Annotated in this window: 6 protein-coding genes; 2 read left to right on the forward strand and 4 right to left on the reverse strand. The window is 46.4% G+C overall.

All coding sequences use genetic code 11. The features are described 5' to 3' along the window. The first annotated feature begins 155 nt into the window (after positions 1–155). Positions 156–3,275: a TonB-dependent receptor gene (locus SIO70_RS16760; RefSeq protein ID WP_320582004.1), complete on the forward strand. Its 3,120-nt coding sequence runs from the start codon at positions 156–158 to the stop codon at positions 3,273–3,275. 12 nt (positions 3,276–3,287) lie between these two features. Next, positions 3,288–4,760, forward strand: coding sequence for a RagB/SusD family nutrient uptake outer membrane protein (locus SIO70_RS16765; protein WP_320582005.1), 1,473 nt, complete (start codon positions 3,288–3,290; stop codon positions 4,758–4,760). Positions 4,761–4,806: 46 nt separating this feature from the next. Here the strand turns inward: SIO70_RS16765 and SIO70_RS16770 are convergent, their stop codons facing one another. The 4 genes from SIO70_RS16770 to SIO70_RS16785 form a co-directional block, all read right to left on the reverse strand. Next, positions 4,807–5,571, reverse strand: a complete 765-nt coding sequence (locus SIO70_RS16770) for a hypothetical protein (protein ID WP_320582006.1) — start codon at positions 5,569–5,571, stop codon at positions 4,807–4,809. A 27-nt stretch (positions 5,572–5,598) separates the two neighbouring features. Continuing rightward, a complete protein-coding gene (locus tag SIO70_RS16775; RefSeq protein WP_320582007.1) occupies positions 5,599–7,158 on the reverse strand; it encodes a RagB/SusD family nutrient uptake outer membrane protein in 1,560 nt (519 codons plus the stop codon). A 10-nt stretch (positions 7,159–7,168) separates the two neighbouring features. Continuing rightward, positions 7,169–10,267 carry a TonB-dependent receptor gene (locus SIO70_RS16780; protein WP_320582008.1) on the reverse strand — a complete coding sequence of 1,033 codons (3,099 nt, stop codon included), beginning with the start codon at positions 10,265–10,267 and terminating at the stop codon, positions 7,169–7,171. A gap of 95 nt (positions 10,268–10,362) precedes the next feature. Beyond that, positions 10,363–13,197 (reverse strand): TIM-barrel domain-containing protein, encoded by a 2,835-nt coding sequence (locus SIO70_RS16785; protein WP_320582009.1) that lies wholly within the window; start codon positions 13,195–13,197, stop codon positions 10,363–10,365. Between the last annotated feature and the right edge of the window lie 47 nt (positions 13,198–13,244).

Here is a 13,244-nt window from a genome sequence, read left to right on the forward strand (position 1 = left end):
TGCCTCTATTTTTATCCCATGGAATCGCATTACCAGCAACAACGGCTCGCGCGTCTTAAACGTTTAGAAAAACTATTGCTCATTCTCATCATATCGGCTACCGCACTGGTAGCATGGTTATTCTTTTTCAATTAGTATCAACCAACGAAAGCGTTATGAAACAAATTTTATTATTGGCAGCTTTGCTCCTCCTCGGGCAATGCCTCCATGCCGCATTCGCCCCGGTCACAGGACAAATCGTGGACGATGCCGATCAGACACCATTAATTGGTGTGAGTGTAAAGGTGAAAAACACCAATAAAGGGACTACCACCAATGCAGAGGGACAATTCACGCTCGATGTACCAGACAATATCGTACTCGTCATTTCTTACGTCGGCTATGAACCTAAAGAAGTTACTGTGAGTGGTCCACACCTCACCATTCGTTTATCAAAAGCAAACAAAGGATTGAATGAAGTCGTCGTAATTGGTTACGGCAGCGTCGCCAAAAAGAACCTGGTAGGTGCCGTCGCTTCCATCGGTGAAACCCAGATCAAAGATCGCCCCATCACCCGCATCGACCAGGCACTCGCCGCTCAGATGCCCGGCGTACAGGTTCAATCCATTACAGGTACACCCGGTGCGGCACTACAGATCAGGGTAAGAGGCGCCGCCTCCGTATCCGGCAGCAATGATCCTTTGTACATTGTAGATGGGGTACCCGTTGATGACCTGGGCGATATCGATCCTGCTACCATACAATCTGTAGATGTGCTCAAAGACGCATCGGCTGCTGCGATATACGGCGCCAGAGGCTCAAACGGTGTAGTGCTCATCACTACCAAAAAAGGGCAGACAGGAAAACCCATCATTGCATTCTCCGCCACCTATGCCAGGCAGGCACCTGAAAAGTTAGTCGCCATGATGTCGCCCACAGAATGGATCCAATTCAAAAAAGACATTATCGACTCTTCCTGGGTCGCCCTTGGCAGAACAAAAGGAAAGAGCTATACGGCCAGTGATAACATGGATTTTCGTGCCTCCGAATTAGGTGGCACCGTTGCGAACACACATGATCTGGCCAACACCACTTATATGTATGATCCTTACTGGGCGTACGGTACAGATAGTCTCGATTATGTGAACTGGCAGGATGAATTTTTCAGGCCGGCCTGGATGCAGAAGTACAACCTCTCTGCCTCAGGAGGTAATGAAAATGTAACGTACCTCTTATCTGGCGAATACATGGATCAGGATGGGATGGCGGTAAACACTGGTTACAAACGTTACACCTTCCGTTCCAACATGGAAATTAAGGTAAGCGAACGGGTGAAAGTCGGACTGCAATTATCACCTTCCATTTCATGGACAGATGGTGCAGGCATCGATGGCCGTAGTGGTATTGGTCCATCTGTAGCTGGTACAGCACCCATACAGGAGAAGGGCGTCGGTGTACACTCCGGTGCTATCACCTCTGATGCTTATCGCTGGGTAGCAGACCAGATCAGCCCTGTAGAAGTGATGGAAAAAACGATGAACAAAACAGAGCTGACAAAGTTACTCTCTCAAATGTATATCAATGCGGCATTGGCAAAAGGCCTTCGCCTGAACCTGACCGGTGCCTGGAACAGCAGTAGCAGTGATTACAAATATTACCAGCCAACCTCCGTGACATCTGCCAGGAGAACTGCTACTGAAGGTTCCCAGAGTACAGCCACCCGCAAGACTGCCCGTACACAATACTACCTCTTTCAGGCATTGCTCACCTACGATAAGCAACTGGGCAAACATGGTTTTAACTTCATAGCCGGTGCAAGTACAGAAAACAATAACGCGGCGAATACTGCACAAACCAACAAGGTATTTGCCAATGATAACCTGTACACTTTTGACCAGGGCTCTTCTACCGTGACTACATCCAGCACGACAGAATCAAAGCGCACACTCGCTTCCTTCTTTGGTCGTGTCAATTACAACTTCAACAGCCGGTATTTATTATCAGTGAGCTTCCGGCAGGATGGTAGTTCCCGCTTTGGCGAAGACTCCCGCTGGGGTGCGTTTCCTGCCGCTTCTATCGGTTGGAGGATCAGTGATGAGAACTTTATGAGTGGCCTGCGACACATCCTGAGTGACCTCAAAATCCGCTACTCCTGGGGGATTGCCGGTAATGACCGCATAGGAGGTGATTATCCATCTATCGGCTTAGTGTCCAGCACCAACTACGTATTTGGAGAAACACAGGCACAAAGCACCGGTTTCTCTGTGACCAGCATTACCAATCCTAACCTTAGGTGGGAAAAGACGACCTCCAACGATATCGGCTTCGATGCAAGTATCCTGAATGACCGGTTCGCCCTCTCTTTTGACTATTACGACAAGATCACCAGAGACCTGTTACTAAGCGTACCCGTAGCCCGTGCTACCGGCTTTACAAAGGAAAACTCCAATATCGGTTCTGTCAGGAACTGGGGGTATGAGATCAACCTGAACTCGAGGAACATCCGCGGTAAGGACTTCAGCTGGGAAACGGCCTTCAACTTTTCCTGGAACAAAAACAAGGTTGTACAATTGAACAACGACAACACTCCGATCTACACCGGTTGGGAGAATACGGTAAAAATAGCCGTAGGAAGGCCATTATACACCTATGTGCTCTACGATGCTATAGGTGTATACCAAACGGAAGAACAGCTGAAAAACCTGCCTAAAAGGAGCAGTACGATTATTGGAGACCCTGTATACAGAGACGTGAACAAAGACGGTACGATCGATGCCAATGATATGACAGAAGTGGGCCATCCTAATCCCAACTACACCTGGGGCATGACCAACCGCTTCAGCTACAAGCGCTTTGACCTGTCTCTATTATTTCAGGGACAATGGGGCAACCAGATCTTCAGCATGTTTGGCCGTAACATCGACCGGCCGACCACCGGGCTGGGTAACTACAATGCAAAGCAGGTGTGGGTGAACCGATTCCGTAGCGTGAGTGAACCCGGAGATGGAAAGACACCCCGCATCGATGCATCCACCGCCAGTTTATACGATACCCGGTGGCTCTACACAGGTGCTTTTTACAAGATCAAAAACCTCACCATCGGGTATACTTTCCGCCCGGGTTTTGTAAAAGGTATCCGTAATGCGCGGCTATATTTCAGCGCAGATAACCTCTGGATGCATGACAACTACTCCGGTGGTTATTCTCCTGAAGCATTTCAGTCCGACTACCTGAGTGACTGGTCCAGTTACCCGACCGCACGCACGTACAGCATGGGTATTAATATCGGATTATAAAAAATAAGTTACATGAAATATATTATCGCAATCATTTGCATCGCCATACTGGCCGCCTGTAATAAAGATTTCCTGGATACAGCGCCCATCTCCAATCAGAATGAAAGCAGCTATTACAAAACTGAGAACGACATTGTGCAGGCCGTGAGCGGGGTGTACAACAAGCTGCTCGCTTTCCCTGACGTGAATAATTTATACCTGTCCGAGGTACGTTCCAACAACTACTATGTAGCCCGACAGGATGCTGCGAGGGATTACTTCAGCCTTTCTGCATTTGAAATCACAGCTGCCTTAGGTACTTTGCAAACCGCCTGGACGAATGATTATGAAATGATAGAAAGAGCGAACCAGGTATTGGACAAGATAGATAATATCTCTTTCGCAGATACTACCAAACGTAGCAGGATGAAAGGAGAATGTAAGTTTCTCCGTGCACTCGCTTATTTTGAATTGGTAAAAACCTTTGGCGCAGTACCTTTGATCGAAACAACGGTTTCTTCAGCAGAAGCGCTCAACTATCCCCGTGTCGGTGCAGATACTATTTACAACTTCATTGTCAGCGAACTCACTACAGCGGCTACTTTATTACCTACCAGTTATAGTGGCACAGATAAAGGGCGGGCTACAAAACTGGCTGCTTTAGGTTTATTAGGCAGGGCATACCTGTTCATGGCAGGGTATCCGTTTTACAAAACAGAAAACTATACCAATGCGGTCAATGTACTCAAACAGGTGCTGGATGCAGAGAATAGCGGCTGGACCTTTGCCTCCACCTATGCAGAGATCTTCAAGACAGCCAGCGATAATAAATACTATCTTTTCGAAGTACAATATCTGTCAGGAGGGAAAGGCTTAGGCAATCCTGTACCGGGCGAAGTGATTCCGCTGGACATGGATACAAAGATCACTCCTTACGGCAGCTACTATATGCAGGGTTTTCCTTCCGATGACCTGATCAGTAGTTTTGAAGCAGGAGATATGCGGGAATTTGTGATCCTGGATACGATATACAGAAACAAATCAGGTGTGTTGACGAAGCGGAACTATTTCAAAAAATACCTTGACTCCTCAGCCGCTGCGTCTATTCTCAGCAGCGCTGACTGGGGTATTAACTTCCCCATTTTAAGACCGGAAGATGTAATGCTTATGTATGCCGAGGCCGTGAATGAAACCAGTGGTCCTACAGCAGAAGCATTGAATCTGGTGAACAGGATCAGAACAAGAGCAGGACTTGCAGTTATCTCCGGTGTATCACAATCTGAATTCAGACTAATATTGGAAACTGAAAGAAGACATGAACTGGCATGGGAAGGACTGTATTGGGGCGACTTAGTACGAACAGGAAGGTGTTTGGAAGTAATGAACCCATGGTTACAAACGAACTATTCAAAAACGATAGATGTGACACAGGAATTATATCCAATTCCTCAATCTGAAATGCAAATAAAACCGGGCCTGTATTACCAGAATCCCGGTTATGAATAAACACAAATAAGGGGCTGGTTATACAACCAGCCCCTGTATATCACCCTTAATAATTATATCCTTTTCTTTTGAATAACCAGATATTTCTCCATCCATCTCCCTGTTGCACCAGCGTCAGTTCATTCTCATTCAACTTCACAATCGTATACGTCGTTTTCGCACCCAAACTAATATCACTACCCGTTATCTTTACTGTTTGCGCTGTGGTATCCAGGTCAAAGATGGCTTTGGTTTTCGTGCCATTATGATTAAAAGTAAAGTTCTTCGCACCATCCAGGTCAAAAGTCATTTCATCAGCAGCTACACCCTGTGACACAAGGTAACTCTCTCCATTCGTCCACCATGCCGGTGTAGTCGCATCGCCCGGGCCATTCCCATAGCAATACAAAGTAGGTACATCCACCGCCCATACCCATGTCTTACCTTCTGCACCATTTGTCAGCAGGTTCCACAATGCACTACTGAAATATTCCGGGTCGTTCTCTGATACGGTGATCTTTGTAGAATCGCCTACAGGGCCGCCATGGGTATAGATAGTATACTTGACCCAATAATCACCAGCAAAAGGTAAATTGATGGTATCCTGCATTTTCTTGGAGAACCCACCGGTATATTGCCAGAAAGGAATATATCCGCCACTGGTTTCACTACTCAGGTAGATGATATTATCGTGCCCGTCTTTCTGTGTAACAGAATATTTCAGGCCGGACTGTGCTACGGTCGGAGACCCCATGCTCTCCTCATCTTCTTTGGTACAGGCAGTAAAAGCAAAAGCCAGTACCAGGAGTGACAGTATAATATAGTTTTTCATTTTTAACAGTTTTGTGGAATTATAAAATCACCAGCCAGCGTTTTGCTGATACACGCCATTAGACAAACTGATTTCCTGCTCCGGAATTTTGAACAGGCCTTTTGTGGCAGAAGGGAAGCTCACCGTAAAATCAGATGTAGTACCTGAATTGTCGATCGCGGCCTTTGCAACATCTATACCCTGACGCAGTAAGTCCCAGTAGCGCTGTCCTTCCAGTGCCAGTTCCAGTCTGCGCTCATTCATGATGAGGGCTTTGCCCGTTGCATCGGCAGTGAGCGTTTTACGATAGTTGGTACTTAAGAAAGCCCTGTCGCGTACCTGGTTATAGTAGTCCTGTGCTTTAGACAGGTTGCTTTCGAGATTCAGCTCTGCTGCCATCAGCAATACATCGGCATAGCGGATCACTACATCATCATAATAGTTGTCAATCTGGAAATCACCACCCAGATCCACGGCATTGCCTTCATTCATGGGTGTATATTTCTTCCAGAAGTAACCGGTGTATTGTGCCTGATCGCCCTTTGAGTAAGCAGTGAGGTTTTCATTTTCAATAGAGATAATAGAACCACCACGGCGGGTATCATTATCATCATACGCATCCCAGAGACTTGTGCTCACGGTACCGGCACCCCATCCTTTATAATAAGGATCCAGTACCTGGTTACGAATAGCGATGTCTACCTGCATACGGTTACCATTGTGCTGATTCCAGTTGCCCAGCCCTTTGTATGTGAATTTAATAGACCATATGGTTTCTTTATTGTCTTCTCCTACAAAGTTGGAGAGTGAGGACTGCCAGAGGTTTGCAAAGTTATCTACCAATCCGAAACCGCCGGTGTTGATCACGTTATCAAGGTAAGTAATGGCGTCTGCTTTTGTAATCACACCTGCCAGATCTGTCTGACTATAATAGCCGGTGTAGTATAAAAATACGCGACCTATCAGTGACTCAGCCGCCCATTTGTTCACCCTGCCATAATCGGAAGAAGAGATGCTGGCATAAGGTGTAGCTGCCAGGTGATCAGCTGCATACTTCAGGTCTTCTGCGATCTGCGCATAGACTACTGCAGGATCGGATTGTGGCAGACCCAGTTCACTGGGTGTGAGCGGAGCGGTCGTCATTGGGATGTTGCCAAATAACCTTACCAGGTCAAAATAAAAGTATGCTCTCAGATAACGTGCTTCTGCCGTATACTGTACTTTCAGCGTGGTATCGCTACCCCAGCTTACACCATCAATTTTTGACAGGAGGATATTTGCCCTGTAAATACCTGTATAATATTTCTGCCAGAGGCTCAGGTTCATGTTGGATGACGCTTCGAAGCGGTCCCATTGTTTCCATACCAGGTCAGAGGTACCACCGCCGCCAAAACAGTCGTCGCTGGCTATTTCAGATACGAGGTGGATATTATCATAGTCACCGATTTCCAGTTGATTGTATACGGATACCAGTGCCTGCAATGCCTGCTCCGGTGTTTTATAGAAAGATTCTTCCGTCTGTTCATCAACAGGGGAGCGTTCCAGGAAGCTCTTGCTACAAGCGGCAAAGAACGCGATTGCTATAGCTGCTAAGAATATTTTTTTCATGTGGAATGTTTTAGAATTTTACGTTCAGGCCCAGTAACAGTGTCTTAGGCTGTGGATAGGTACCTACGTCAATGCCGGAAGCCCAGGAAGAAGGACCATAACCAATTTCAGGGTCTATGCCTTTATACTTTGTGAACGTAAACAGGTTGGTACCGGAAACGTATAATCTTAATTGTTGAACAGGCATTTGCGGGAATACCTTCTTGAAGTCAAAACCAAGGTTCACACTCTTTATGCGCAGGAAAGAACCGTTTTTAATATACAGGTCAGAAGAGCGGATCCAGTTCTGGTTCAGCTCAGCACCATCTGTAACACGAGGTATTTTGTTAGAAGTACCTTCGCCTGTCCAGCGACCCAGGATCTCTGTAGAATAGTTATTGAGCGGGCTGGAGAAGTCGTGTGTACCATCCCAGATATTGCTGCCCTGTGTGCCATAGATCGCAACAGTAAGATCAAAACCCTTGTAACCCAGGTTCACATTGAAACCATAAGTAAACTTAGGAAATGGATTGCCGATCATGGTTTCATCGTTCGCATCAATTACGCCATCACCATTCAGGTCTTTGAAGCGTACATCGCCGGGTTGTGCATTCGGCTGGATAGGAGAACCATCTTTACCTTTGTAAGCAGCGACTTCGTTTGTATTCTGGAAGATACCATCTGTTTTGTAGCCATAGAAGTAACCCATTGGGAACCCTTTCTGTGCACGGTAGAACTCTGGCATACTGGCATAGGTGATGCCGGTAGAACCATTGATGATCTTTTCCTTGTTAGGAATGTCCGTCACCTTGTTACGGTTCACGGTCAGGTTACCATTCAGTCCTACAGAGAGCTCATTGAATTTGTGATCCCATCCCATTGCCACTTCAATACCTCTGTTACGCACATCACCACCATTTACGAGGGCAGTGGTGGCACCGGATATAGCAGGCGTGTTCACACTTACCAGCCAGTCTTTTGTCAGCTTATTATACAGGTCGATAGTCAGCGTGAAATCTCTGAAGAGCACCGCATCGATACCAAAGTTGGCCTGTTCGGAAGTTTCCCATTTCAGATCAGGATTGGCAGTTTTAATTGGTGCCGCACCTACGTAAGCTACATCACCACTACCGAAGTAGTAACCCAGGTATTGGGTGGAGAGGGTAGACAGGTATTGGTACTGAGCAGATGGCAGATTACCGTTTTGGCCCCAGCCGGCGCGGATCTTCAGGAAGTCCAGCCAGTATTTTTTCAGCCATGGTTCATTGGTAGGTACCCAGCCCGCAGAGAAGGAAGGGAAACGACCATACCGGTTGTTTGCACCAAATGCAGTAGATCCATCTATACGGAATACGGCAGTGAACATATACTTTTCCGCATAGTTATAGCCAATACGGCCAAAATAGGAAAGCAGTGCAGAAGAACCTCTGGAACCATATACTTTTTGTGTACTGTCTGTCGTACCATTGTTGATAATTGCATTGTCCAGACCTGTTTTAGTCAGGTCCTGTTTGTAACCATTGATATAAAAGGTGGTATTTTCCATGGAGTTTAAACCCACCAGCGCATTGATGTTGTGCTTGCCAAACTGGCGTACATAGTTGATGGTGTTATCCCAGTTCCAGATGGCAGTGCGAGACATACCCTGGTTGGCCTGTGAGTGAACATTATATTCAGTGGTAGACAGCTCATAAGTGGGTTTATAGCTGTTGGTATTTTCGTACTGCAGGTTAATACCGAAGTCAGAACGGATATTCAGTCCCTTGATCGGTGTGGCCTGCAGGTAAGTATTACCAATGAAGTTGTCGTAGGTATTCTTGTTCTGGTATTTATAGTACATGGCAGCTACGGGGTTAGCTTCACCCACGTTCCAGGTAGACTTACCGAAAGCCCCGGTAGAGTCATACACATCGAAGAGCGGACTTACATTCAGTACGCCATGCATCGTATTGTCATAAATACCGCTCACACCCACACCTTTTTTTGCAGAGCGGGAATAAGTGAGGTTTTCACCAAATACGATCAGGTCCTTGTAAGCCTTATGTTCGGAGTTGACGCGGAAGTTGATACGCTCATATTGGGATTGTCCTTTAAAGCCAATGATACCATTCTGTTTGGTATAAGACAGTGAGGCTGCGTATACAGAATGGTCATTGCCACCAGACATAGAGATACTATGGTTCATCATCGGTGCCTTCTTGTTGTACATCGCTTCCTGCCAGTCGGTGCCTTTACCCAGTGCATTCAGTTCTTCGGTGGTGAAGTACGCATTGTTGCCGGAGTTGATCGCAGTTTCATTCATGATCACACCATAGTCGTGTGCATTCAGCAACGCCATTTTGTGAGAAGGGTTCTGCACACCATAATAAGCATCGTAAGCCAGTTTAGTAGGTGAGTTTTTACCTTTGACAGTTGTGATCAGTACCACCCCGTTTGCACCACGTGAACCGTAGATAGCGGAAGAAGCGGCATCTTTCAGTACGTCAACACTGGCGATGTCAGAAGGGTTCAGGTAAGAAAGGTCCGTTACCTGCACACCATCTACAATGTAAATAGGATCGGCAGTACCTACAGTTCCTGTACCGCGTATGCGTACTTTCATAGATTCGCCGGGTTGGGCAGATACAGTAGCGATTTGCACACCGGCAGTCTGACCCTGTAAAGCCTGGTCTACACGCAGGGAGTGGTTTTCTTCCAGTTGTTTGGTATTCACATGGTCGATGGCGCCGGTTACGAGTTTTTTCTTCTCCGTACCATAACCGATCACTACTACTTCGTCTATTGTCTTTGTGCCTTCGGTTAACTGGATGTTGATGGTTGTTTGTCCTTTTACGGTGATCACCTGTTTATTGAAACCCATGAGGGTAATTTCCAGGGAATCTCCATCTTTCACCTGCAGGTGAAAGCGGCCGTTGATGTCAGAAATGGCACCATTGTTCGTGCCTTTTATGCGCACACTGGCGCCTGTGAGTGGTTCATCTTTACCAGCTGTGGATACTCTTCCTTCGAGCTGGTGAGAGTTGGTCTGTGCAAATGTCATAGTACCGGTCAGCAGCATTGCTATAAGCAGTATGCCCCTGATCCCCCAGGATGCAGCCACAAAATCGTGGATTTTGTAAGCAGTTTTCATAATGTTAGAATGTTTGTTTCTGGATGATGTAAGAATTGATGGTCGACGAATTTTGTGTTGTTCACAACGTATTAAATGTTACTGTGGTTTTGGTTTTAAAGTTTTATACGGATCATTTGTTCATTGCCATTATACTGTACCAGCTGGCCTTTGTTGGCAGCCAGGTCAAATGCTGTTGGATGTGTTGGATCTATCTTTACAATACGGAAACTACGCTGTTGCAGCATGCCGGGAAATTCACCTGTGCGCTTGCCGATCCGGAGCGTATTGCTGGCATTGTTATAGGTAAATGTGATAGTGCTGAACATACCTTTTTCATAGTTATAGTTCAACCCTTCATCCTCATAGAGGTTGAATGTGCCATTGCTACCGCCATAGACATATAAGGTAATGGTATCAGCAGGTTGCTGGCCGGTGTATTGCAGCTCCGGACCAAAGGGTACAATGCTGCCTGCTTTTACATACAGTGGAATACGATTCAGTGGTGCAGCAGCTGTGATGTGCTGACCGCCTTCGGTATATTTACCATCATACAGGTTGTACCAACCCTGTCCTGCTGGCAGGTAGAGCTCACGGGAGCGCGCTTTGTAAGCATACACCGGGTTAACCAGGAAGGCAGGGCCGAACATAAACTGGTCTCCTATATGCCGAACGGCAGTATCCTGATCGAAATCCATAATCAGCCCACGCATCAGTGTATAGCCGTTATGATAAGTCTGTCCGGCCAGGGAGTAGATGTAAGGCATTAACCTGTAACGAAGCCGGTCGTAATAAACGATTGATTGATATTCCTGGCTGTTCTCAGGTGCGATATTGTACACTTCCCTGTATGGATACTGTCCGTGAGCACGGAACAATGGACAAAAGGCCCCGTATTGATACCAGCGTGTGTTCAGTTCCCGCCATTCCTGTAAATTATCCCCCTGTGGATCAGGCTTGTCATATTTATCTTCTACATAGAAGCCCCCAATATCCGTAGTCCAGTAAGGTAAACCAGACATACAGAAGTTCAGACCAGCCGGAATTTGCCTGGCCAGTTCATCGAAGCGTGCTGCGATGTCGCCACTCCATGTTGCAGCACTATAACGTTGTAATCCGGCAAACGCGGAGCGGGTAAGGATAAACACACGCTGATCAGGTTTCTGTTCTCTCTGACCTTCATAAATGCCTTTTGCATTCATGAGCGCGAAAGGATTAAAGTATTGTGTGGATGGCCCTAAAGCAGTAGGGTTCATCAGTTGTTTGCGGTATTCGATAGTTGAGTTGGAATAGATATCCGGTTCGGTCGCATCCAGCCACCAGGCGTCTATACCTTTGCTGAATAAGTGTGTATTTATGATAGACCAGAATTCTTTTCTTGCATCCGGATTGAAAGCATCGTAGAAAGTAGATACATAGCCTTTGCCGATCCAGTCGCGGATGGTGTCTTTGATACTTCTGGTGTACAGGTAACCCTTGTCATTCATCAGTTTGTAGTTCGGGATATCCTTGTAGAACTTAGGCCAAACTGAAATCATGAAGTGGGTATGATACAGGTCATGGAGGGAGTCGATCATTCCCTTCGCATCCGGGAACCGGGCAGTATCGAAGTCCTGGCTTCCCCAGGCATTTTCTTCCCAGTAAGACCAGTCCATTACGATATTATCCAGCGGTATTTGTCTTTTTCTGAATTCCTGAACGGTGCTGATCACATCTTTTTGCGTCTTGTATCTTTCACGGCTTTGCCAGAAACCCATGGCCCATCTGGGCAGGATGGCGGCTTTGCCTGTGATGGTGCGGTAGCCATTGATGATCTCATCAGGATGCTCACCATATATAAAATAGTAGTCGATCTTTTCACCGGCTTCGGAGGTAAAGGCCATTTTATCTTTCAGGCGTTCCGGGGTGGGAGAGAGATGTTTCAGGGAGATAAAGGCCTGATCTGATTCGGGGATCCATTCTACCTTCAGGTCATGCTGTTCGCCTGTTTGCATGGTCTTTTTAAAGACGGAAGGACCAGGATTCCAGCCCTCCCGCCATTTGTCTAGCATCAATACTCCATCGATCCATATTCTGATGTAACCGGAAGCCGAAATGTAAAATTTCTGATCGCCCGCTTCTTTGGGGCTTACCTTTCCTTCCCAGGTTACGATGCCTTTTGCCATTGGGTAACCGGCAGGGATAGTTTTGAGGGACGGGATAAAGGAGTAGTCAATTTTTGACTCTCCCCGTTGCAGGAATACGCTGTCTTTTTGATAGCGCATGCCATAAGTCGCCGTTAAAGCCCCTTTTTGGCCGTTTTTATCGGTCAGATCAAGTGTGGCCAACTCTTCATATGGGCGGTCGTCTCCAAAGCGGGTAATGGAATAATTATCCCACAGGATACCATAATGGCGGCTGGACAAAACAAAGGGTACAGCTACCTGGCTATTATATTGCGTAAGGTCTACATCCTGGTTTTTATAGTTCATAAGACCAGTCTGTGGCTGGCCCAGTCCATAAAAAGCTTCATCAGCCGGAGAATCAAAGAGTTGCTGAAGTCGGAAAAGCTTTTTACCGTCTATAGTTACAGGCGTAAAAGCTTTCCCTCCTTCGTTTATGATGGTGTTACCCTGGGCGTCTTTAAATTGAACTTCACCGGTGGTAATGTCTACAGTAGCTATTAAGGCATTGGTTTTCAATGTAGCTACATTGCCTTCTTCTGTAGATGTCCATTTTACATCCTGGTTATTACCTACTACCGATATCAGGCTGGGGGTAGTAGAAATTTTGTCTTCAGGAGAGGCGGAGACCCTGATAATTTTGTCATTGATCACTTGTAATCTTACCTGTTTTACATCGCCTTCTGTTTTGATCAGTAAGCCATCTTTCAATTTTTCTACACGGTCGGTGTGACAAAATTGAAAGCAACAGGAAACAATCACAATCGGTAGGAATCGGATTTTCTTCATATCTGTGGAATTTGTCTTTACTCTTTGTTGGTCGAAGTTCGAGTGCG

Origin of the sequence: Chitinophaga sancti (assembly GCF_034087045.1) — a bacterium.
Taxonomy (GTDB): Bacteria; Bacteroidota; Bacteroidia; order Chitinophagales; family Chitinophagaceae; genus Chitinophaga; species Chitinophaga sancti_B.